The sequence below is a fragment of the Microbispora sp. ATCC PTA-5024 genome (assembly GCF_000511135.2).
In the GTDB taxonomy this organism is placed as follows: domain Bacteria; phylum Actinomycetota; class Actinomycetes; order Streptosporangiales; family Streptosporangiaceae; genus Microbispora; species Microbispora corallina.
In genome coordinates this window covers 400,922-423,789 of record NZ_KI866528.1, presented here as the reverse complement: position 1 = coordinate 423,789, position 22,868 = coordinate 400,922, and the positions used below count along the sequence as shown (strand labels likewise).

General features: G+C 72.2%; 20 protein-coding genes. 6 read left to right on the top strand and 14 right to left on the bottom strand.

Annotated features, from left to right (window positions below; all coding sequences use genetic code 11):
- Positions 1-92 precede the first annotated feature (92 nt).
- The 4 genes from MPTA5024_RS38860 (at position 93) to MPTA5024_RS38845 (ending at position 6,863) form a co-directional block, all read left to right on the top strand.
- On the top strand, positions 93-1,400 hold the full coding sequence (locus MPTA5024_RS38860) for an MFS transporter (RefSeq protein WP_036333589.1): 1,308 nt from the start codon (positions 93-95) through the stop codon (positions 1,398-1,400).
- 286 nt (positions 1,401-1,686) lie between these two features.
- A complete protein-coding gene (locus MPTA5024_RS38855; protein WP_232326821.1) occupies positions 1,687-2,739 on the top strand; it encodes a polysaccharide deacetylase family protein in 1,053 nt (350 codons plus the stop codon).
- A 139-nt stretch (positions 2,740-2,878) separates the two neighbouring features.
- A complete protein-coding gene (locus MPTA5024_RS38850; RefSeq protein WP_198167669.1) occupies positions 2,879-3,487 on the top strand; it encodes a Uma2 family endonuclease in 609 nt (202 codons plus the stop codon).
- 199 nt (positions 3,488-3,686) lie between these two features.
- The gene (locus MPTA5024_RS38845) at positions 3,687-6,863 is read left to right on the top strand and encodes a penicillin acylase family protein (protein WP_036333587.1); all 3,177 of its coding nucleotides are present in this window, start codon (positions 3,687-3,689) and stop codon (positions 6,861-6,863) included.
- Positions 6,864-6,905: 42 nt separating this feature from the next.
- Here MPTA5024_RS38845 and MPTA5024_RS38840 read toward each other — a convergent pair whose 3' ends face one another.
- The 8 genes from MPTA5024_RS38840 to infC all read right to left on the bottom strand — a co-directional run bounded on the left by MPTA5024_RS38840 (position 6,906) and on the right by infC (position 14,566).
- Positions 6,906-7,151, bottom strand: coding sequence for a hypothetical protein (locus MPTA5024_RS38840; RefSeq protein ID WP_157099952.1), 246 nt, complete (start codon positions 7,149-7,151; stop codon positions 6,906-6,908).
- Positions 7,152-7,213: 62 nt separating this feature from the next.
- Positions 7,214-9,784: a phenylalanine--tRNA ligase subunit beta gene (locus tag MPTA5024_RS38835; RefSeq protein ID WP_036333583.1), complete on the bottom strand. Its 2,571-nt coding sequence runs from the start codon at positions 9,782-9,784 to the stop codon at positions 7,214-7,216.
- On the bottom strand, positions 9,784-10,908 hold the full coding sequence (gene pheS / locus MPTA5024_RS38830) for a phenylalanine--tRNA ligase subunit alpha (protein WP_036333580.1): 1,125 nt from the start codon (positions 10,906-10,908) through the stop codon (positions 9,784-9,786). Before pheS ends, MPTA5024_RS38835 begins: the two co-directional genes overlap by 1 nt.
- A gap of 143 nt (positions 10,909-11,051) precedes the next feature.
- Positions 11,052-12,146, bottom strand: coding sequence for a sensor histidine kinase (locus MPTA5024_RS38825; protein WP_036333578.1), 1,095 nt, complete (start codon positions 12,144-12,146; stop codon positions 11,052-11,054).
- Positions 12,147-12,253: 107 nt separating this feature from the next.
- Positions 12,254-13,087 (bottom strand): TrmH family RNA methyltransferase, encoded by an 834-nt coding sequence (locus MPTA5024_RS38820; protein ID WP_036333576.1) that lies wholly within the window; start codon positions 13,085-13,087, stop codon positions 12,254-12,256.
- Positions 13,088-13,155: 68 nt separating this feature from the next.
- On the bottom strand, positions 13,156-13,536 hold the full coding sequence (gene rplT, locus MPTA5024_RS38815) for a 50S ribosomal protein L20 (protein ID WP_030504935.1): 381 nt from the start codon (positions 13,534-13,536) through the stop codon (positions 13,156-13,158).
- 22 nt (positions 13,537-13,558) lie between these two features.
- On the bottom strand, positions 13,559-13,753 hold the full coding sequence (gene rpmI, locus MPTA5024_RS38810) for a 50S ribosomal protein L35 (protein ID WP_036333572.1): 195 nt from the start codon (positions 13,751-13,753) through the stop codon (positions 13,559-13,561).
- A gap of 129 nt (positions 13,754-13,882) precedes the next feature.
- On the bottom strand, positions 13,883-14,566 hold the full coding sequence (infC, locus tag MPTA5024_RS38805) for a translation initiation factor IF-3 (protein ID WP_084370354.1): 684 nt from the start codon (positions 14,564-14,566) through the stop codon (positions 13,883-13,885).
- A gap of 223 nt (positions 14,567-14,789) precedes the next feature.
- On the opposite strand from infC, the gene MPTA5024_RS38800 reads away from it, so the two are divergent.
- The gene (locus MPTA5024_RS38800; protein ID WP_232326819.1) at positions 14,790-15,128 is read left to right on the top strand and encodes a PadR family transcriptional regulator; all 339 of its coding nucleotides are present in this window, start codon (positions 14,790-14,792) and stop codon (positions 15,126-15,128) included.
- Entirely contained in the window at positions 15,125-16,042 is a 918-nt protein-coding gene (locus MPTA5024_RS38795) for a hypothetical protein (protein ID WP_036333569.1), read from the top strand. The genes MPTA5024_RS38800 and MPTA5024_RS38795 overlap by 4 nt, the downstream gene beginning before the upstream one ends.
- Positions 16,043-16,067: 25 nt before the next feature.
- Here MPTA5024_RS38795 and MPTA5024_RS38790 read toward each other — a convergent pair whose 3' ends face one another.
- The 6 genes from MPTA5024_RS38790 to MPTA5024_RS38765 form a co-directional block, all read right to left on the bottom strand.
- On the bottom strand, positions 16,068-16,931 hold the full coding sequence (locus MPTA5024_RS38790; protein WP_036333567.1) for a shikimate dehydrogenase: 864 nt from the start codon (positions 16,929-16,931) through the stop codon (positions 16,068-16,070).
- Entirely contained in the window at positions 16,928-18,082 is a 1,155-nt protein-coding gene (mltG, locus tag MPTA5024_RS38785; protein ID WP_036333565.1) for an endolytic transglycosylase MltG, read from the bottom strand. Before mltG (MPTA5024_RS38785) ends, MPTA5024_RS38790 begins: the two co-directional genes overlap by 4 nt.
- Before the next feature lie 223 nt (positions 18,083-18,305).
- Positions 18,306-19,337, bottom strand: a complete 1,032-nt coding sequence (mltG, locus tag MPTA5024_RS38780) for an endolytic transglycosylase MltG (protein WP_036333563.1) — start codon at positions 19,335-19,337, stop codon at positions 18,306-18,308.
- Positions 19,334-19,831: a Holliday junction resolvase RuvX gene (gene ruvX / locus MPTA5024_RS38775; protein ID WP_036333561.1), complete on the bottom strand. Its 498-nt coding sequence runs from the start codon at positions 19,829-19,831 to the stop codon at positions 19,334-19,336. Before ruvX ends, mltG (MPTA5024_RS38780) begins: the two co-directional genes overlap by 4 nt.
- Before the next feature lie 28 nt (positions 19,832-19,859).
- On the bottom strand, positions 19,860-22,532 hold the full coding sequence (gene alaS, locus MPTA5024_RS38770; RefSeq protein ID WP_036333559.1) for an alanine--tRNA ligase: 2,673 nt from the start codon (positions 22,530-22,532) through the stop codon (positions 19,860-19,862).
- A 1-nt stretch (position 22,533) separates the two neighbouring features.
- On the bottom strand, positions 22,534-22,782 hold the full coding sequence (locus tag MPTA5024_RS38765; RefSeq protein WP_036333557.1) for a hypothetical protein: 249 nt from the start codon (positions 22,780-22,782) through the stop codon (positions 22,534-22,536).
- Between the last annotated feature and the right edge of the window lie 86 nt (positions 22,783-22,868).

The window sequence follows — 22,868 nt, the reverse complement described above, 5'->3', positions numbered from 1 at the left end:
CGCCGGGGCTCAGGTGGCGCTCCCCGGAGGCGACGGTCCGCGCGGGAAAACCGGTTGCCTTCCGGCCCTGGCCCGTAATGAAATGACCCAACGTGCCGGACAGTCCTGATCAGCCCCTTCGCAGCCTCGCGCGCCGCCTGCGGCTGGACCTCGCTCCGCTCCGGGAGTCCCGCGACTTCCGCCTGCTGATCGGCTCGGGGCTGGTGACCACCATCGGCACGGTGATCACGATGGTGGCCGTGCCGTTCCAGATGAAGCAGCTCACCGAGTCGTACGTCGCGGTGGGCCTGGTGAGCCTGGCCGAGTTCGTCCCCATGGTGATCTGCGGGCTGTGGGGGGGCGCGATCGCCGACGCCCGCGACCGCCGCAGGATCGTCGTCGTCTCCGAGCTCGGCCTCTGCCTCACCTCGGTGCTCCTCCTGGTCAACGCCCTGCTCCCGGCCCCGCGGGTGTGGCTGCTGTACGTCGTCGGCGCGCTCGCCGCGGGCCTGTCCAGCGTGCGCTCCCCCAGCGAGCAGGCCATCATCAACCGCGTCCTGCCGCTCGACCGGATGACGGCCGCGTTCGCCATCCAGGGGCTCGTCCGCAACACCGCGATGATCGCCGGACCGGCCGCCGGCGGCCTCGTCGTCACCACGCTCGGCCCGGCCGGCTCGTACGGGATCGACGTCGCGACGTTCCTGGTCTCCCTGGCCCTGCTGGTGCGGGTCGGCGCCGTCGCCCGCTCCCAGGACGCCACACCCGCGTCGCTCCGCTCGATGGCCGAGGGCGTCCGGTACGCCCTGCGGCGGCCCGACCTCATGGGCACCTACCTGGTCGACATCGCCGCCATGGCGTTCGCCAGCTCCAACGCACTGTTCCCGTTCCTGGCCGAGGACCTGCACGCGCCCAAGGCCATCGGCCTGCTGTACGCCGCGGGAGGCGTCGGCTCGGTGGTCGCCTCGCTCACCTCCGGATGGACCAACCACGTCCACCGGCACGGCCTGGCCGTGATCGTGTCGGCCACGCTGTGGGGCGTCGCGGTGGCGGTCGCCGCGCTCATGCCGAACGTATGGCTGGTCTTCCTGTTCCTCGCCGTCGCCGGCGGCGCCGACATGGTCAGCGGCCTGTTCCGGGGCACGATCTGGAACCAGACGATTCCCGACGAGTACCGCGGGCGCCTGGCGGGGATCGAGCTGCTGTCCTACTCGACCGGGCCCATGCTGGGCGACGCCCGCGCGGGCCTGATGGCGCAGTTCGGCGGCGCCCGGTTCTCGCTCGGCGTCGGCGGCCTGCTGTGCGTCGGCGCCGTCGGCCTGATGGCCGCCGCCCTGCCCCGCTTCCGCCGCTACGACGCCCGGACGGACGATCATGCCCTGGCCGAGCGCTCCCGCAGGGCAACGGAACCGGCCGCCGGCTGAGATTTCAGCTCGTTTCCGAAACGTTTCGACGGGTACGCCCGTGTTCCCGCTGGCCATGTGCGCCTTAAGCGGTTAATTCGCTTGAAATGTTTCTGCGATCTGTTGACACATTTCGACGGCCTCCGCAGAATGAGTCGGCAAGTGAGCTCGCTCCACCTCCACCGCGGTTACAAGCGAAAACCCGCAGCTCACGGCGGTATTCGGGACACAGGACACCGGCCGCCGCGAGCGCGGCCCCGCATGCGATCCCCCATCCCCCGATCAGTGTTCCAGTGGAGGAACAGACGTGATCGACAGCGCCATCCCCCGCGGCCGACGCCGCAGTCCCCTGTCCCGCGTCCTCAGAAGCGCCCTCACCGTGGCCGCCGCGGCCGTCCTCGGCGCCGGCCTCACCGTGTCCCTGTCGTCCCCGGCCGGCGCGGCCGACTGCAGCGCCGGCTACGTCGGGCTGACCTTCGACGACGGCCCCAACCCGAGCAACACCACCACCCTGCTGAACACGCTGAGGCAGAACGGCATCCGGGCCACGCTGTTCAACATCGGGCAGAACGCCCAGAACAACCCGTCCCTCGTCCAGGCCGAGCGCGACGCGGGGATGTGGATCGGCAACCACAGCTGGACCCACCCGCATCTGACCCAGATGAGCAGCTCGCAGATCCTCTCCGAGCTCCAGCGGACCCAGCAGGTGATCCAGCAGCTCACCGGGACCGCGCCCCGGCTCTTCCGGCCCCCGTACGGCGAGACCAACGCGACGCTCAAGTCCGTCGAGCAGCAGCTCGGCCTGACCGAGGTCATCTGGGACGTCGACTCCCAGGACTGGAACGGCGCGAGCACGTCCCAGATCGTGCAGGCCGCGGGCAGGCTGCAGAACGGCCAGGTCATCCTGATGCACGACCAGTACGCGACGACCATCGCCGCGATCCCCCAGATCATGTCGAACCTGCGCAGCCGCAACCTGTGCCCGGGCATGATCTCCACCTCGACCGGGCGGGCCGTGGCCCCGACCGGTGGCGGGGGCACCACGCCGCCCCCGAGCAGCCCGCCTCCGAGCAGCCCGCCTCCGGGTGGTGGCGGCGGCTGCACCGCGACGCTGTCCGCAGGCCAGCAGTGGAGCGACCGCTACAACCTCAACGTCTCGGTCAGCGGCTCCAGCAACTGGACCGTGACCATGAACGTCCCGTCCCCCGAAAGGATCATCGCGACCTGGAACACCAGCGCCACCTGGCCCAGCTCCCAGGTGATGGTGGCCAAGCCGAACGGCAACGGCAACACCTTCGGCGTCACCATCCAGACCAACGGCACCTGGACCTGGCCGTCGGTCTCCTGCAGCGCGAGCTGAGGTCCGCCTCCTGAGCGGGGCCTGCGGCGACGGCGACCGGGGTGGATCGTCCGCGCCGCAGGCCCTCAGGCCATGTGTCGTCCGCCCCGCTGCCGGGGAATCTCTCCGCTGACCGCGCTCGCGTTGCTACGGTGAGCGCATGACGGCAGAGGTACGGAGCGAAGTGATGAGTGACGCGCCGCGACTCCCTGACTGGGTGTTCCCTCCTCCGGAGGGGTTCACGGCGGCCGATCTCGATCACCTTCCGCAACTGCCTGCGCACACCGAGTTGATTGATGGAAGCTTGGTCTTCGTGAGCCCCCAAGCCTCCTTCCACACGCGGGCCGTCGACCTTCTCACTGAGGGACTTAGGCGTCACCTCCCGACGGGCTATCGGGTACGCCGCGAGATGAGCGTCGTCCTCGGTCTCCGGCAGCGGCCGGAGCCGGACGTCAGCGTCATCCAGGCGGAGGCGGAGCACGGGCCGGACCAGACGGCGTACGACGCGACGGACGTGCTCATGACCGTCGAGGTGGTCTCGCCGGACTCCGAGGAGCGGGACCGCAAGCGCAAGCCGCAGCTGTACGCCGAGGCGGGGATCGCGCACTTCTGGCGGGTGGAGAACCAGGCCGGCCGGCCCACGGTCTACGTGTACGAGCTCGACCCGGCCACCGGGACCTACGCCCTCACCGGCATCCACCACGACCGGCTCAAGCTGACGGTCCCGTTCGACGTCGACATCGATCTGACGGAGATCGACGCCCTCTGAGACCCTCTCCGGAGAGTCGCCGACCGTGATCGAGACTCACTGAGACGATCACGGTAAGTGGCGGGATTTTCCCCATTGCTCCTCTGGTTACCCGCGCGTATCGTCCAGAGTTGAGCATCGCTCATATTTCAACGCGCGCGCTACCGCACGACCGGCCGGCCGTCCCTTCACCCCCCGACCCCCGAAGGGAAGTTCCCGCATGCACGCGCGCCTTCGACGGGCGTTGACGGCCGCCGCCGCGCTCGCCCTCGTCGTCGCCGGCCTCCCGGCTGCGACCGCATCGGCCGCCTCCTCCTACCCGCCCGACGACTACTGCCTCGGGCAGTGCGCCGACATCCTGCCGCCCGGGCAGAACGGCAACGCCACGCTCGTGGACATCCTCGGCAACCAAGCGCTCGGAACGTACCCCGGCCACAGCACCGACCAGCTCGGCGAGTACGCCGGGCTGATCTCGAACTACACGGGCCTGACCGACGACCAGATCAGCGCGTTCTTCAACGACAGCGGCTTCGGCGTCCCGGCGAACCAGGTCGCCTCCACGACCAGCCCCCGCTCAGACGTGACGATCGTGCGCGACAAGGCCACCGGCGTGCCGCACATCACCGGCACGACCCGTGAGGGCACGATGTTCGGCGCCGGGTACGCCGGTGCGCAGGACCGCCTGTGGCTCATGGACCTCATGCGGCACGTCGGCCGGGGCGAGCTCACGCCGTTCGCCGGCGGCGCGAAGGGCAACAGGGACCTGGAGCAGAGCGTCTGGCGCAACTCGCCCTACACGGAGGCCGACCTCCAGGCGCAGATCGACCGGCTGAGGACCGCGGGGTCGCGCGGCGCCCAGCTCTACGCGGACGTGCAGAACTACGTCGCCGGGATCAACGCGTACATCGACCACTGCATGGCCAACCGCGACTGCCCCGGGGAGTACGTGCTGACCGGGCACCTCGACGCGATCACCAACGCGGGCGGCCCGGTCGACTTCACGATGACCGACCTGATCGCGATCTCCGGCGTCATCGGCGGCCTGTTCGGCGGCGGCGGGGGCGCGGAGATGCAGGCGGCGCTGGCGCGGGTGGCGGCGCGGGCCACGTACGGCGCGACCGAGGGCGACCGCGTCTGGTCGGCCTTCCGCGACCAGAACGACCCGGAGACCGTGCTCACCCTGCACGACGGGCAGAGCTTCCCGTCGGGGACGGCTCCCGCGGGCGCGACCGGCGTCGTCCTGCCGGACGCCGCGACGGCCCCGGTGGACATCACGGAGAACGAGAAGGGCACCGCGACGTCCGCCACCACCGCCGGCACGAGCGCGCTGACCGGGCTGACGGTGGACAACTCCAAGCCGAGCATGTCCAACGCGATCGTCGTGTCGGGCGCCAAGTCGGCGAACGGCCACCCGATCGCCGTGTTCGGCCCGCAGACGGGGTACTTCGCCCCGCAACTGCTCATGCTGGAGGAGCTGAACGGACCCGGGATCCGGGCCCGCGGCGCCGCGTTCGCCGGGCTCAGCCTGTACGTCCTGCTCGGCCGCGGCGCCGACTACGCGTGGAGCGCCACGTCGGCGGGCGAGGACATCACGGACACCTACGCGGTGACGCTGTGCGACCCGAACGGCGGCACGCCCTCGGTCTCATCGAATCACTACCTCTACCACGGCACCTGCACGGCCATGGAGACGCTGAAGAAGACGAACTCCTGGAAGCCGAACACCGCCGACTCGACCGGCGCCGGGTCGTACGACCTGGTGATCAAGCGGACCAAGTACGGCCTGGTGAGCTGGCGCGGGACGGTCGGCGGCACCCCGACGGCCTTCACCACGCTGCGGTCGACCTACCAGCACGAGGCCGACTCGGCCGTGGGCTTCCAGATGTTCAACGACCCGGCCGAGATGGGCTCGGCGGCCGCGTTCCAGAACTCGGCGTCCACGATCGGCTTCGCGTTCAACTGGTTCTACGTGAACTCGTCCGACTCGGCGTACTTCATGTCCGGCAACGTGCCGGTGCGGTCGCCGGTCTCGGACCCGAACCTGCCGATGGCCGGGGACGCGGCGCACGAGTGGGCGGGCTTCGACCCGTCGAGCAACACGGCCTCCTACGCGGCGCCGTCCACGCACCCGCAGGCCGTGAACCAGGACTACTTCGTCAGCTGGAACAACAAGCAGGCCAAGGACTACGGCGCGGCGGACGGCAACTTCAGCTTCGGCCCGGTCCACCGCGCCGACCTGCTGGACGCCCCGGTGAAGGCCGCCCTCGCCTCCGGCCGGCTCGACCGCTCGGGCGTCGTGAAGATCATGGCGCAGGCCGCGGTGACCGACCTGCGCGGGTGGAAGGTGCTGCCGAAGCTGCTCCGGGTGATCAACAGCGCGCCGGTGACCGATCCGTCCCTCGCCTCGGCCGTCTCCGCGCTGTCGTCGTGGGCCTCGTCCGGGGCCAGGCGCGTGGAGACCTCGGCCGGCGGCAAGGCCTACGCGAACGCCACCGCGATCCGGGTGTTCGACGCCTGGTGGCCGAAGCTGGTGCGGGCCGAGTTCCGGCCCGGGCTCGGCGACGGGCTCTACCAGGCTCTCGTCAACGCGCTGCAGATCAACGAGTCGCCGTCCGGGTACCAGCAGGGGGACGTCTCCTCGCTGCCCACCTCGGCGAACGAGGCGCAGGCGCACAAGGGCTCGTCGTTCCAGTACGGCTGGTGGGGCTACGTGGACAAGGACATCCGGGCCGTCCTGGGCGACCCGGTGGCCGGGCCGCTGCCCGCGAGATTCTGCGGGGACACGGTCGCGGCGTGCCGCACGGTCCTGCTCGCCAGCCTGGCCGCCGCGGTCGCCGAGCCGGCCACGACGACCTACCCCGGTGACGACGCCTGCTCCGCCGGCGACCAGTGGTGCGCGGACGCCATCCGGCAGTCACCGCTCGGCGGGATCAAGCATCCGCTGATCGCGTGGCAGAACCGGCCGACCTACCAGCAGGTGGTGTCGTTCCCGGCCCATCGGGGCGACGACGTGACCGACCTGGCCCAGGGGCGTCCGGCGACCGCGTCGAGCCAGCAGGGCTCCTACACCCCGGCGAAGGCGGTGGACGGCGACCCGGGCAGCCGGTGGGCCAGCGATTGGAGCGACAACCAGTACCTCCAGGTCGACCTGGGCTCGGCGAAGACCGTCGGCCGGGCCATCCTGCACTGGGAGACGGCCTACGGCTCGTCGTACAAGATCCAGACCTCCGTGGACGGGTCGTCGTGGAGCACGGTCTACTCGACGACGACCGCGAACGGCGGGACGGATGTGGCCGCGTTCACCCCGGTGAGCGCCCGGTACGTGCGGATGCAGGGCGTCAAGCGGGGCACGTCGTACGGCTACTCCCTGTACGACTTCGAGGTGTACGGCCGGTAGGGGGCCGGGCCGGGCGGCACGCCTCGCCCGGCGCTCCCCGCGTCAGCCCGGCTCGCGCCAGCCCTCGCCCTCCTCGGCGAGGGCGTCGAGCCGGTCCAGGTCGCCTGGGCCCAGGACGGCGCCGGGATCGTCGAGGACCACCACCCATTGGGCGTCCTCGGCGTCGTCCTCCCCGGCCAGCCACTCCCGCACGACGGTGGGCGCGCCGAGCGAGGGGAACCACTCGGCCGCGGTCTCCGCGGCCTCCTCCGCGCTGTCCCGCTCGGGGAACACCAGCAGGTGACGCACGCGTCCTCCCATGGAACGGCGGGCGCCGGCCGTGCCGGCGCCCGCCTCGTCACTTCCCGCGCTCAGGCTCCGCGGAGCTGCGCGCCGGTCCGCTCGGCGGCGACCGCCACGGCGGCGTCGCGGGCGGCCGTGGTCTCCTCGACCGTCAGCGTGCGGTCGGCCGCGCGGAACCGCAGCGTGTACGCGAGCGACTTGTTGCCCTCGCCCACCTGCGGACCGGTGTAGACGTCGAACAGCCGGATCGACTCCAGCAGGTCGCCCGCGCCGTCCCGGAGGGCGGCGGCCACGTCGGCCTCCGGCGTCCCCGACGGCACGATCAGCGCGACGTCCTGGGTGGCCACCGGGTAGGCCGACACGGCCGGCGTCTCCACCGGTCCGGACGGCCGCAACAGAGACAGCTCCAGCTCCATCGCGGCGGTGCGCGGCGGCAGGCCGTACGCCTCCACGACCCTCGGGTGCAGCTCGCCGGCGTGGCCCACCAGCACCGGCTCGCCGTCGTCGCCCGGCACCGTCAGGGCGGCGCACCGGCCGGGGTGCCACGGCTCGTGCCGGTCGGCCCGTACGCCGAGGTCGATCCCGGCCTCGCGGGCGACCGCGCGGGCCGCCTCGATCGCGTCGGCCCAGGTCGCCTCGCGGCCCTTGCCCCACCAGCCGGACCGCTCGAACTCGCCCGCGAGGACGACCGCGACCCGCACCGGCTGGCGCGGCAGCGCCCGCTCGACCTGGGCCAGCTCCTCCTCCGTCGGACGGCGGTCGACCGCCAGCACGGGGGCGGCGGCGGGGGCGTCCGGCTCGGGACGGTAGACCAGCCCGGTCTCGAACAGCGCCACGTCGGGGAAGCCTCGGCCGACGTTGCGGGCCAGGGTCTTCAGCAGGCCCGGCAGCAGCGTCGTGCGCATGTACGGCTCGTCCTCGCTCAGTGGGTTGACCAGCCGGGTCACCCTCCTGCGCGGGTCGCCCTCGGGCAGCAGCAGGTCGTCGAGGTCGCGGGCGCCGATGAACGGGTACGCCAGCACCTCGACGTACCCCGACAGGGCGAGGGCCCGCCCGGCGCGCCGGCGCAGCCGCTGGGTCTCGGTGAGCCCGGCCCCGGCGGGGGCGTGTGGCAGGACCGACGGCAGCCGGTCGTACCCCTCGAGCCTGATGACCTCCTCGGCGAGGTCGTTCGGGTCGGTGAGGTCGGGACGCCAGGTCGGCGGGGTGACCGTGATCAGGTCGTCACCCTGGACGGCCAGCCTCCCGGCCAGGTCGGAGGTCGACACGACGCCGGTCGCGGCGACGCCGTGCCCGCCGGCGGCGGCCGGGCCGGCGGCGCCCTCGCTCACCGTGCAGCCCACCTGCTCCAGCCGGCGGACGACGGTCTCGCGGCCGTAGTGCATGCCGGCGACGCGGTCGGGGTGGCCGGCCGGGATGGTGATCGTGACCGGCGCCACCTCGACCTCGGCCTGGGTGACCCCCGGGTCGGCGACGGCCCCGCCGAGGTCGGCGAGGAGCTGGACGGCCCGCCACGACGCGGCGAGCGGAAGCTCCCGGTCGACGCCGCGCTCGAACCGCTTGGACGCCTCGCTGACCAGGTTGTGCCGGCGCGACTCGCGGGCGATGCCGGTGGCCGAGAAGTGGGCGGCCTCGATGACGATGTCGGTCGAGTCGCCGGAGATCTCGGTGTGCAGGCCGCCCATCGTGCCCGCCATGGAGATCGGGCCCGAGTCGTCGGTGATGAGGATGTCCTCGGCGTGGAGCGTGCGCACCACGTGGTCGAGCGTCTCCAGGGTCTCCCCCGGCCGGGCCCGCCGTACGACGATCTCGCCGGACAGCCGGGACCGGTCGAACGCGTGGAGCGGCTGGCCCAGCTCCAGCATCACGTAGTTGGTCACGTCCACCGCGAGCGAGACCGAGCGCATCCCGGCGCGGGCCAGCCGCACGCGCATCCACAACGGGCTCTCGGCGGCCGGGTCGAAGCCCGACACCGAGCGCAGGACGAACCGGTCGCACGCGCTGGGGTCGGCGATCGACGCGGGCCAGGACGGCCCGGAGTCGGCCGGCGGCTCCACGGCCGCCGGGTCACGGAACGGGACGTCGAACGCGATCGCCGCCTCGCGGGCCACGCCGCGGATCGACAGCGCGTACCCCATGTCAGGGGTGATCTCCAGCTCCAGCACGTCGTCGCGCAGGCCGAGCAGCTCGACGACGTCGGCGCCGATCGGGGTGTCCTGCGGCAGCAGCAGGATCCCCGGCGAGGACTCGGCGATGCCGAGCTCCGCCTCCGAGCAGATCATGCCGTCGGACAGCCGGCCATAGGTCTTCCGGGAGCCGATCTCGAAGCCGCCGGGCAGCACCGCGCCCGGCAGCGCGACCGGCACGACCGCGCCCACGGAGAAGTTGGTCGCGCCGCACACGATCTCGCGCGGCGTCGCCTCCCCCACCTCGACCCTGCAGTGCCGGATCGGCTTCTTGAACCCGGCCAGCTCCTCGAACTCGAGGACCCGGCCGACGACCACGTTCTTGATCTCGTGGCCGTGCGAGCTGACGGACTCCAGCTTGAGGCCCGCGGCGGTGAGCCGCTCGGCGACCTCGTGGGCGGTGACCGCGGGCAGGTCGACGTACTCCCGCAGCCAGGAAAGCGGGACCTTCATCAGACCTCCAGCCCGAACGGAAGGGTGAACCGGACGTCGCCCTCGACCATGTCGCGCATGTCCTCGGCGTTGTGGCGGAACATCAGCGTGCGCTCGATGCCCATGCCGAAGGCGAATCCGGAGTAGACGGACGGGTCGACGCCGCACGCGATCAGCACGCGCGGGTTGACCATCCCGCAGCCGCCCCACTCGATCCAGCCCTCGGACTTGCAGGTGCGGCACGGCGGGTTGCCGGGCACGGCCGAGGAGCCGCGGCAGACGAAGCAGCGCAGGTCCAGCTCGGCCGACGGCTCGGTGAACGGGAAGTAGTTCGGCCGGAACCGGGTGCTGATGCCCGCGCCGAACATGACCTCGGCGAACCGGTCGAGCGTGCCCTTGAGGTGGGCCATCGTCAGCCCCTTGTCGACGGCGAGGCCCTCGACCTGGTGGAACACCGGGGTGTGGGTGGCGTCCAGCTCGTCGGTGCGGAAGACCTTGCCCGGCGAGATGACGTAGACCGGCAGCCGGCGCGACAGCAGCGCCCGGATCTGCACGGGCGACGTCTGGGTGCGCAGCACCTTGCCGGAGTCGGTGCTCTCGACGAAGAACGTGTCGTGGTCGGAGCGGGCCGGGTGGTCGGGCGCGATGTTCAGGGCGTCGAAGTTGAACCACTCGCCCTCGAGCTCGGGGCCCTCGGCGACCTCGTAGCCCATCGCGACGAACGCGTCGGCGATGCGCTCCTGCAGGGTCGTGAGCGGATGCCGGGCGCCGCGCGGGGCCCGGTCCCAGGGCAGGGTGACGTCGACGGTCTCCTCGATGAGGACGCGGGCGTCGCGCTCGGCCTCCAGCTCGGCCTGACGGGCGGCGAGGGCCTCCCCGATGGCCTTGCGGGCGGCGCCGATCCGCTTGCCCGCCTCGGCGCGGGCCGCGGGCGGCAGCGCCCCGATCTCGCGGTTGGCCAGCGCGATCGGCGACCGGTCGCCGGCGTGGGCGAGCCGGGCCTGCTTCAGTTCGTCGAGGTCGCGGGCCGCGGCGATGGCGGCGAGCGCGTCGTCCTGCGCCGTCGCCACCTCGTCGGCGTGCAACGGCGTCACCTCGACCGGGTCATAGGTGTTCGACAAGAGTGAGCTCCGTATCCAGGGCATGCGAGCGCCGGGGCGCTGCGCGGGTCGAGTCTAGTGCCCCTGCCCCGCATCTCCGCTCCGCGCGGACGCCGGGGCGAGGGCCGTGTCCGATGAGCCCACCGGGCCGTCCTCCGCGCCGCGAGCCCGCCGGGCGGGCTCCTCGATCAGGCGAAGTCGGGGGTGCCGGTGGGCAGGATAAATCGAAACTCGGCGCCGCCGCCGGGCGCCCGCTGCACGCCGATCGTGCCGCCGTGCGCCTCGACGAGGCCCTTCACGATGAACAGCCCGAGGCCCGTGCCGCCGCGACGCCGACCGTTGCCCCGCCAGAACTGACGGAAGACACGGGTGACCAGCTCGGGCGCCACGCCCTCACCCTGGTCGCGCACCGCCACGGCGACTCCCCACTCGACCGGCTCCACCACTATGGTCACCGTACCGCGTCCGTGGCGCACCGCGTTTTCCACCAGGTTGGCGAGGATCTGGTCGATCTTGTCCTGGTCGGCCCACACCTCGGGCAGCGGGCCGGCGAGCTCCAGGCGGAACCGGTCCTCCGGCTCCCCCGCGGCGACGCGGCCCGCGACGATCCGCCGGATCCGCGCCGGGATGTCGACGACCTGGCGGTGGATCTCCACCCGGCCCGACTCGATGCGGGACACGTCGAGCAGCTCCGTGATCAGGCGGGTGACCCGGTCGGCGTCGGCGTTGACCGTCTCCAGCATGACCAGCTTCTGGGCGTCGGTGAACCGGTCCCACTTGGCCAGCAGCGTGGCCGTGAAGCCCTTGACGCTGGTCAGGGGTGACCTCAGCTCGTGGGCGACGGTGGAGACCAGGTCGGCCCTGCTGCGCTCCACCCGGGCCCGCGCCGAGGCGTCCCTGAGCGTGATCACGACGCGCTCCACCCTGCCGCCCCGCTCCGGCCGGCGTACGAACCGGGCGGCGACCAGGAGCTCCTGCCGGCCGGGCAGGTGCAGCGGGCGCTCTGGCTGGCGGCTGCGGATGGACAGGCCGCCCTGCGGGTCGAGCCACTTCCACCAGTCGCGTCCGTCGGGGTCGCGCAGCGGCAGGACGTCGCTGACGTGCCGGCCGACGGCGGTGCGGCGGTCGATCCCGGTCAGGCGCTCGGCCGCCCGGTTGACCACCAGCACCACGCCTTCTCGGTCGGCCGCGACGAGCCCGTCGGGCAGATCGTCCACGTCGATGTGCGCACTCCCGTCGCCGCCCTCGCCACGGGCGTCGCTGGGGGTGCCGTCACCTCGCACGAGACCGCCTCCTCGACCTGGGGGGCGCCGCGGACGCAGGCCGCGTCGGCCCGGACTGCGCGACTCCATCGCCGACAATAGCGGGTTTCCGGCGAACGACATGAGCGTCAGCGGGCGGGGGTAGGGGGATCTTCCACGGAATGTAAGGTCTGCCGTTGAACGCGCGCGGACGCGTAAAGGCAGACCGCGGCGGCGGTGGCCAGGTTGAGGCTCTCCGCCCGGCCGTAGATGGGCACCCGGACCACCTCGTCGGCCAGGTCGAGCAGCTCCGGCGGCAGCCCCCAGGCCTCGTTGCCGAACAGCCAGGCGGTGGGCCCGGCAAGGTCGACCTCGTCGAGGGTCCGGGTCCCCGCGCCGTCGGCGGCGAGGATCCGCAGCCCCGACTCCCGGGCCCGCCGGGCGGCCTCGGCCACGGGCGCGCCGGTGGCGACCGGCAGGTGGAACAGGCTCCCCGCGCTCGCCCGCACGCACTTGCCGTTGTACGGGTCGACCGAGGCGTCGGTGAACACGACCGCGTCCGCCCCGGCGGCGTCGGCCGTGCGCAGGACGGTCCCGGCGTTGCCGGGGTCGCGCACGTGCGCCAGCAGGGCGACGAGCCGGGTCCCCTCCCGTACGGCCTCGTCCAGCGGGACGTGGACGAACCGGCAGACGGCGAGCAGCCCCTGCGGGGTGACGGTCTGGGTCAGCTCCGTCATGACCTCGCCGCTGGCCCGGTGCACGGGCACGCCGGCGGCCGCCGCGGCGGCGAGGACGTCCGGATGCCGGCTCTCGGCCTCGGCGGTGGCGAACAGCTCCACCGTGACGTCCTTGAGAGCGAGCGCCTCACGCACCGCCTGCGGTCCCTCGGCGAGGAACGCGCGGTCGCGGTCGCGGAAGGCCCGCTTGGTGAGCCTGCGGGCCGCCTTCACCCGCGGCGACCTGATGTTGGTGAACTCCGCCATGCCTGCTGTCGTCCCCCTCAAGAGAATGAGGGCCCACCGCGAGACGGTGGGCCCTCATCCGGGCGGTCTTACGCGACCGGCGCGTTCACGTCGGACGGGAGCGCCTTCCTGGCGGACTCGACCAGCGTGGCGAAGGTCTGCGCGTCGTTGACGGCGAGGTCGGCAAGGATCTTGCGGTCGACCTCGATGCCGGCCAGGCGCAGGCCCTGGATGAACCGGTTGTAGGTGATGCCGTTGGCCCGGGCCGCGGCGTTGATCCGCTGGATCCAAAGGCGCCGGAAGGTGCCCTTCTTGTCCTTGCGGTCCCGGTACGCGTAGGTCATCGAGTGGAGCATCTGCTCCTTGGCCTTGCGGTACAGCCGCGACCGCTGACCCCGGTAGCCGCTCGCCCGCTCGAGAACGACCCTGCGCTTCTTCTTGGCGTTGAGCGCCCTCTTCACGCGTGCCATGTTGTTCTATCTCCCCGGGTCGTTACTTCGCGAGCAGCTTCTTGATCTTCTTCGTGTCGGCGTCTGACATGACGACGAGGCCCTCGAGACGGCGCGTCAGGGTGGACGACTTCCACTCGTTGTAGTGCGCGCGGCTGGCACGGCGGCGCACGATCTTGCCGGTTCCGGTGAGGCGGAACCGCTTCTTCGCACCGCTGTGCGTCTTCATCTTCGGCATGTCAGCCGTCTCTCCCTCTTTCGTCCGTGCCGACGGCCGGGCCGGTACCCCGAGCCGGCGGCTGCCTGGCTGCGAGACCGTCCCGGTCTCGGCTTCTGCGTTGTCGTTCTGGGCGTCGCGCCTGCTGGTTCAGGCGGGCGTCGCCGGTGGCTCGACGGTCTGACCCTCGGCGGACTCCTCCACCTGGTCGGTTTCGCGGGCCTTGGCCGCGGCCTTCTCGGCCCGCGCCTCGGCCTTCTTCTTGTGCGGCCCGATCACCATGATCATGTTGCGGCCGTCCTGCTTCGGCTGCGACTCGACGAAGCCGAGGTCGGTGACGTCCTCGGCCAGGCGCTGCAGCAGCCGGAAGCCGAGCTCCGGCCGGGACTGCTCGCGGCCCCGGAACATGATGGTGACCTTGACCTTGTCTCCCGCCTTGAGGAACCGCACGACGTGACCCTTCTTGGTCTCGTAGTCGTGCGGGTCGATCTTCGGCCGGAGCTTGATCTCCTTGATGATCGTGTGCGCCTGGTTGCGACGGGCCTCGCGCGCCTTCATGGCCGACTCGTACTTGAACTTGCCGTAGTCCATGAGCTTGCAGACGGGCGGGCGGGCCGTGGCCGCAACCTCGACGAGGTCGAGGTCGGCCTCCTGGGCCAGCTTCAGCGCGTCGCCGATGGAGACGATGCCGACCTGTTCACCGTTCGGGCCGACGAGGCGGACCTCGGGCACACGAATACGGTCATTGATGCGGGGCTCGGTGCTGATGGGACCTCCAAAGACTTCCGCCTGTTGCTCGACCGTGCGGGAAACGCCGAAAACCCCGCACGTCACGCATGCGGGGTCACTGAGCTCTCCTGCTGGAAACTCCGTTGTGATCCTTGACCCGTCCGCCTCGCGGCAGATCAGGTGGGAGGAGGACCTCCGCTTGCGCGTCCAGCTGGCATGCCGGACCGATCGAGCACTTACGTTACCACAAACCCTCGTGCCCTCCCAACAATTCCCCGTCCGACCGTCCCCTTGTCGATATGTATCGATGGGCGGTATATCTGGGGTTGTGAAGCCCCTGCAGGAACCGACGTTCCTCATCCTGACCGCGCTCGCCGCGGGTCCCCGGCACGGCTACGGCATCGTCGCCGACGTCGCGGAGATCTCGGCCGGCCGGGTCCGGCTGCGTCCCGGGACCCTCTACGCCGCGCTCGACCGCCTGGAGGCCGACGGCCTCATCGCCGCCGACCGCGAGGAGATCGTGGACGGGCGGGTCCGCCGCTACTACCGGCTCACCGAGGGGGGCGCCGCGCGACTGGACGCGGAGGCCGGGCGCCTGAGCCGCAACGCCGAGGCGGCCCGGTCGCGGCTGCGCGCGCTGCGCGGGCCGATGGGAGGGATGGCGTGAGCGGGACCGGCGACCTGGAACGGCGGTACCGGCGGCTCATCGGCTGGTATCCGCGGGAGTTCCGGCGGGCGCACGAGGACGAGATGCTGACCCTGCTCCTGGAGACCGCGGAGGACGGCCGCACCGGTCCCACCTTCCGTGAGACGGCCGACCTGGTCCTCGGCGCCGTCCGGGTGCGCCTGCGCCACGCGTTCGGGCCCCGCTCCGTCCCGCACTGGCGGCGGGCCGTCGACCTGTCGGCGGCCGTCGCGCCGCTGCTCGTGCTCGTCCCGGCCCTGGGCACGGCGGTGGCGGTGGCGGAGGTCGAAATCGCGTCGGAGGAACCCCTCTCCCCGCTCAAATGGCTGGCCCTGCCGGGAGCCGGCCTGCTGCTGCTCCTGCTCGCCTGGAGCGGGCGTCGGCGGACGGCCGCCGCGTGGGCGTGGGCGCTGACCGTCGCCGAGGCACTGAGCATGGCACGGCACGCTCTCCTGGGCGGTCTCCAAGGCCTTCCGACGTCGTTCCCCCTGGTCGCGACCGCGACGGCGGCGCTGCTTCTGACATTCGCCGGCGATCTCCGCGGCGGGGCACGCGCGCTGCGGCGCCGCCGGGCCGTCCCGTGGGCCGTGCTCGGCGTCCTCGTCCAGCCGCCTCTGGTGATGACGCTGACCCGTCAGGCGGCACTGTGGGACGTCGCCGCCCTGCCGCTGCTGGCCGCGGCCGCCGGCGTGGCCGCCCGGTCGCCGGTCGGCCGCCGCGCACTCGTGCTGCTGTCCCCCATGGTGAGCGCCACGTACGGCCTTCGGACGGTGTCCTCGCTCATGTTGCACGGGACGCCGCTCGTCCCCGCCGTCGCGGGCGCCCTCTCGGCGGGGGTCGGGCTGGCCGTCGCGCTCCGGGGACGCGGCCCGGCGGGCGACGCCGTAAGGGGCTGAGGGCGTACGAACTCGGGGCCGGCGGCTACGCTCTCGCGCGGCGGGCGATCTCGGCCTCGCCGGCAGCCCGCATGGCCTCGATGGGGACGTCCGTACGGCCGGTCATGAGCGTGACCTGTGCGGCGGCCTGGTGGAGCAGCATCGGGAAGCCGCCGATCGCCGTGCGTCCCCGGGCCTGTACGGCTCTCGCGAGCGCGGTCGGCCAGGGCGAGTAGACGACGTCGAAGAGCGCGCCCTTGTCGGGCAGGGCGGCGGCCACGCGGGGGGCCAGGGCGTCCGCGGCGCCGGAGGGCAGCGTGGACACCACCAGGTCCGCGGCGAGGGCGGCGTCGAGCGCGGCGTCGTCGAACGTCCGCACGGCGAGGGCCACCCCGAGCCGTTCGGCGATCCGCAGGGTCTCCCCGGCCCGGGCGGTGTCGCGGACGACCAGGGTCGCCTCGGCCAGGCCGGTCTCGCGCAGGGCGGCGAGGGTGGAGGCGGCCGTGGCGCCGCCGCCGAGGACCGTGGCGGCCGCGGGGGCCGGCAGGCCCGCCTCGGCCAGCGTCTGCACGATGCCGTGCACGTCGGTGTTCTCCCCGTGCCTCGCCCCGTCGCGGAACACCACGGTGTTGGCGCCGCCGACGGCCACGGCCAGGTCGGACACCGTGTCGAGCAGCGGCAGCACGGCGCGCTTGAGCGGCATCGTCAGCGACAGGCCGGCCCACTCCGGGCCCATCGTGGCGAGGAGGCCCGCCAGGTCGTCCTCGGCGCACTCGACGGCGTCGTACCGCCAGTCGCTCAGCCCGAGGACCGCGTGAGCCGTGCGGTGGAGGACCGGGGACAGCGAGTGGGCGATCGGCGAGCCGAGGACGGCGGCCCGCCGGCCCTCCCCCTGGGCCGGTCCGGTCATCCGTGGTTCCTGTTGAACTCGTCGCGCAGCTTCCAGAACTCCGACTCCTTGTCGGTGAACTTCGTGATGCCGCGCGCCGGGTCGGTGGTGACGAAGTAGAGCCAGTTGCCGTCCGCCGGGTGCAGCGCCGCCTCGATGGCGTGGTCGCCGGGGTTGGAGATCGGCCCCGGCGGCAGCCCGGGGTGCTTGTAGGTGTTGTACGGCGAGGTGCTCTGCAGGTCGGCGTTGGACGCGGCGATGCCGTACTTGTTGAGGCCGTACATCAGCGTGCTGTCCATCTCCAGCTTCATCTGCGGGTTGCGGGTGAGCCGGTTGTAGATGACGCGCGCGATCTTCGGCATGTCCTCGACGCTGCCGGACTCGGCCTGCACGATGCTGGCGATCGTGATGACCTGCCGCGGGGTGAAGCCGAGCTGCTTGGCCTGGCCCTCCAGGTCGATGCGCTCGGCGGTCTGGTTGAACCGGTCGACCATCGCCGTGAGGATCTGCTCAGCGCTGAACTTGGGGTTGACCTCGTAGGTCGCGGGGAAGGCGAAGCCCTCCAGCCGTCCCTTGGCGTACCCGGGGAGGCCGATGTCGGCGCGGGCGGCCTTGCGGAAGTCGTCGACGGGCTTGCCGGTGGCCGTCGACAGCTCGGTGAAGATCTTGCTGAGCCGCAGGCCCTCGCGGATGGTCAGCCGGTTGAGCACCCGGTTCTTCGGGTCGAGCAGGGCGACGGCGGCCTCCGCCGACATGCCCTTGCGGAGTGTGTACTCGCCGGGCTGCAGGGAGTTGCTCTTACCGGCCGCGCCGATGGCGTTCACGAACGCCCGCGCGCTGGCCACCACGCCCTGGTCCTCCAGCATCTGGGCCACGTCGGTGGCGGTGGCGCCGTCCTTGATCTCGACGACGACCTCCCCCGTCCCCGGGCCGGTGAAGTCCTTGGGGATCACCACGCCGCGCACCCAGGTGAAGCCGAAGTAGCCGGCCCCGCCCAGCACGCCCACAATGATCACAATGGCGAAGAGAGTGGCGGCGAAGCCCTTGCGGCGCTGGCGCTTGCGCCGCCTGCGGCTGCGCCGCTGCTGGCTGCGGCTGCCAGCCTGCCGCCGGCGAGGGGGACCGTCGTCGTCCTCCGCGCCGAGCAGGAAGTCCATGTCCAGATCGTTCATAGTGCGCTGGCCAATCTCCCGGTACGAGCGGCCTCACGTCAAGCGAGTGCGCCAAACCGAGGGGGGTCGAGAACGTGAGGATCCTGTCTCCCGGATCGCCAGTCCGGGGGCGCGCCCGCTCTGGCGCGCCCCGGCGTGGCGAGGTCGCAGGAGGCCACCCAGGGCGCGCCCCGTGGACCTCCCGACCGCCGCGATGACCGCGACGAGGTCCGCCGGACGTTCCCTAGTTCGTCCCGAGGTACCTGTTCAGCTCCTCCCGATATTTCCGGAACTCCGCCTCATTGTCAGTGAATTTGGTGATTTTGCGACGGGGATCAGTCGTGACGAACCAGTACCAATCACCTGAAGCGGGATGAAGCGTAGCAAGAAGGGCGCTCTCCCCTGGATTGCCTATGGGTCCCGGGGGCAGCCCGGCGCGGGCGTACGTATTGTAGGGCGAATCGATCTTGGTGTCCTGCTCGGACACCTTGAGCGTGTGACGCCGCAGGGCGTAGTTGACCGTGCTGTCCATCTCCAGCTTCGCGCCCCGGGCCAGCCGGTTGTAGACGACCCTGGCCACCTTCGGGTAGTCGGCCTCGGTGCCGCCCTCGGCCTGCACGATGCTGGCCACCGTCACCGCGTCGCGGGGGCTCAGGCGCAGGCCGCCGGCCCGGCGCTCCAGCTCCACCTTGTCGGCGGCGACGCGGAAGCGGGCCACCATGCGCCGCAGCAGCGACCGCGCCGTCGTCCCCTCGTCGAAGTCGTACGTCGCCGGGAAGAGGAACCCCTCCACACCGCCCTGCGCGTACGGCGGCAGCCTGAGGTCGTCCGGCTTCGCCGCCGCCTGGGTGAAGTCCTTGAGCGGGATGCCGGTGGCGGACGCCAGCCGTTCGAGCACCTCGGAGGTCCGCAGGCCCTCGGGCACGGTCACCGTGCGGATCACCCGGGAGCGGGGGGACGTCAGGAGGTCGAGCGCGGCGGAGGCTGCCATCCGCCGCCGGAGGCGGTAGCGGCCCGGCCGCAGCGCGCCCTCCTTCGACCGGACGACGACCTCCTGGACGAACGACTGGGCGCTGGCCACGACGCCCGCCCGGTGCAGGGTCTCGCCGATCTGCCCGGCGCTGGCGCCGGGGGTGATGTCGACCACGACACTGCCCGTCCCGGCGCCCGTGTAGTCGGCGCCGCCGGGGGGCTGCCGCACCACCGAGTGGGCTCCGAAGGCGACCGCCGCCGCGAGCACCGCCCCGCCGGCCACGAGGACCGGTGCCCGTCTCACCTGGCGGTCCCGCCGCTCGCTTCCTCGCCGGGCCGTCCGCCCGGCGGTTCGAGGGGGTGTCCCGGAGGCCGTCCCGAGGCCCGCTCCCCGTCGAGCGCGGCCTGGAGCAGCACGACGGCCGCCGCCTGGTCGATCACGTCACGCTGGTTGCGGGCCTTCACGCCGCTGGTGCGCAGGCCCTGCTGGGCGGTGACGGTGGTCAGCCGCTCGTCGACGAGCCGCACCGGCGTGGGGGCGACCCGCGCCGCGAGCCGCCCGGCGAACGCGCGGGCGGCCTCGGCGGCGTGGCTCTCCCTGCCCGACAGCGAGGTCGGCAGGCCGACGACGATCTCGACGGCCTCGTGCTCGGCGGCGATGGCGGCGATCCTGGCCAGGTCGCCGCGGCCCCGCCGTACGGTCTCGACGGGCGTGGCCAGCAGGCCCGACGGGTCGCTGCGGGCCACCCCGATCCGTACGGAGCCGACGTCGACGCCGAGCCTGACGCCGTGCCTCATGGCGCCGTCCCCACGCGTTCCCCGGCCGTCAGCCCAGGGACGAGGAGATCGTCTCCTCGACCGCGCGCAGCGCGTCGCCGATCGCCTCGGGCCTGCTTCCGCCGCCCTGCGCCACGTCGTCCTTGCCGCCACCGCCACCCCCAAGAGTCCTGGCGGCGACGCCGACGAGCTGGCCGGCCTTCAGGCCCCGTTCGCGTCCCGCCTCGTTGACCGCGGCGACGACGACCGGCCGATCAGAGGGCACGCCGGACACGACGACGACCGCGGCGCGGTCGCTCGGGAACCGCCCGCGCACATCGAGAGCGAGCTTACGCAGGTCGTCGGGCGAGGTTCCATCAGGCGCGCGGTGCGTCACGACGGACACGCCGTGCACGTCGCGGGCCTGCGCGGCCAGCTCGCCCGCCACCGCGAGCACCTGGGCCGAGCGGAGCCGGTCCAGCTCCTTCTCCGCGGTGCGCAGACGGCTCACGATGCCCTCGATCCGCTCGGGCAGCTCCTCGCGGCGGGTCTTGAGCTGCTCGCTGAGCTGCGCGACCAGGACGCTCTCGCGGGCGAGGAAGCGGAACGCGTCGAGCCCGACGAGCGCCTCGACCCGGCGGACGCCGGCGCCGATCGACGCCTCGCCCAGGACCTTGACCAGGCCGAGCTGCCCGGAGCTGGCGACGTGGGTGCCGCCGCACAGCTCGCGGGAGTAGTCGCCGACCTCGACGACGCGCACCTCGTTGCCGTACTTCTCGCCGAACAGGGCGAGCGCGCCCATCGCGCGGGCCTCGGCCTGGCTCGTGTAGAACGCGTTGACCTGGAGGTCGTTGATCAGGACGGCGTTGACCTCGTCCTCGACGTCCCGCAGGACGGACGGCGAGACCGCGCCTGCCGCGGTGAAGTCGAAGCGGAAGCGGCCCGGCGAGTTCTCCGAGCCCGCCTGCGCCGCCGACTCGCCGAGCGCGTTGCGGAAGCCGCGGTGCACGAGGTGGGTCGCGGTGTGGCTGCGGGAGATCGCGCGGCGGCGCTCCAGGTCGATCTCGGCGTGCGCCTGGTCGCCCACGCGGACCTCGCCCGTGCGGACCTTGCCCCGGTGCACGACGAGCCCGGCCACCGGCGACTGCACGTCGACGATCTCGATCTCGGCGCCGTCGGTGCGGATCACGCCCTGGTCGGACAGCTGGCCGCCGCCCTCCGCGTAGAACGGCGTGCGGTCGAGCACGACCTCGACGGTCCCGCCCGCCCCGACCGCGGGCACCGACCCGCCGTCGACGAGCAGGCCGATGACGGTCGCCTCGGACGTCGTGTGGTCGTAGCCGAGGAAGTCGACCTTCCCCGCCTTCTCCAGGATGCCGGTGAAGACCGAGATGTCGGCGTTGCCGGTCTTCTTCGCCGCCGCGTCGGCCTTGGCCCGGTCCCGCTGCTCCTTCATGAGCCGGCGGAAGCCCTCCTCGTCGACCTGGAGGCCCTGCTCGGCCGCCATCTCGAGGGTGAGGTCGATCGGGAAGCCGTACGTGTCGTGGAGCTGGAACGCCTGGTCGCCCGCGAGGACGGGCGTGCCCTTGCGCCTGGTCTCCTCCACCGCCGCGTCGAAGATCGCGGTGCCGGTGCGGAGCGTGCCGATGAACGACGCCTCCTCCGCGTCGATGACGGTGTGGATGTTGGCCGCGTCGGCCCTGAGCTCGGGGTACTGCTCGCCCATCACGTCGATCGTGACGGCGGTCAGCTCGTGCATGTACCGCTCCTCGCCCGCACCGAGCAGGCGGAGGTTGCGGATCGCCCGGCGGAGCATGCGGCGCAGCACGTAGCCGCGGCCCTCGTTGGACGGCAGCACGCCGTCGCCCACGAGCATCACGCCCGCGCGCATGTGGTCGGCGATCACCCGCAGCGAGACGTCGGCGCGCTTGTCGCGGCCGTACCGGGACCGGGTGAGCGTGGCCGCCGTGTCGAGGATCTTGTAGGTGGTGTCGATCTCGTAGATGTTGTCGACGCCCTGCAGGATCGCCGCCATGCGCTCCAGGCCCATGCCGGTGTCGATGTTCTTGGCCGGCAGCTCGCCCGCGACGTCGAAGTCGATCTTGCTGCGGACCTTGCTCAGCTGGAACTGCATGAAGACGAGGTTCCACACCTCGAGGTAGCGGTTCTCGTCGGCGACCGGGCCGCCCTCGCGTCCGTAGTCGGGGCCGCGGTCGTAGTAGATCTCCGAGCACGGGCCGCCCGGGCCGGGGACACCCATGTGCCAGTAGTTGTCGGCGAGGTCGCGGCGCTGGATCCGGTCGAGCGGCAGCCCGACCTTGCGGTGCCAGATGTCCTGCGCCTCGTCGTCGTCCAGGTACACGGTCGCCCAGAGCCGCTCCTCCGGGAACCCGAAGCCGCCCTCGGACTCCGGCTTCGTGAGCAGCTCCCACGCGAAGGGGATGGCCTGCTCCTTGAAGTAGTCGCCGAAGGAGAAGTTGCCGAGCATCTGGAAGAAGCTGGCGTGCCGGGTCGTCTTGCCGACCTCGTCGATGTCGAGCGTGCGCACGACCTTCTGCGCGCTCGACGCCCGCCGGAACGGCGGCGTCTGCTGCGCCAGGAAGTAGGGCTTGAACGGCACCATGCCCGCGTTCACGAGCAGGAGCGTGGGGTCCTCGGCGACCAGGCTGGCCGAGGGCACGACTGTGTGCCCGCGCTCCTCGAAGAAGCGCAGGAAGCGGCGCGCGATCTCTGCCGACTCCATCTCAGCGGCCATCCTTTACGTCGTAGATTCTGTTCTCGCCGGTGGCTGTGCCATCAACGCTGCCGATCCCGAGCCCGGCGCGCAACTCGGTTTCCCTGCTCGCCGATATGCGGCGGACGTCGTCGGCGAAGTCCCTGATCTGGTCGGCCGCTCGACGGGCCACGTGGTCGGGCCGCAATGACTGAAGCTTACGCATGGCCCAGACCCCGAGGTACGCGCCCAGGGCCATGTAGAACAGGCGCCGGATCATCCGCGCCCCCGCCCGATCGCCCGCCGCTCGGGCACGCGCTCGGCGGGGCGCCCTCCGGCGGCGGCCCGGCCGCCCCCGCGGGGAGC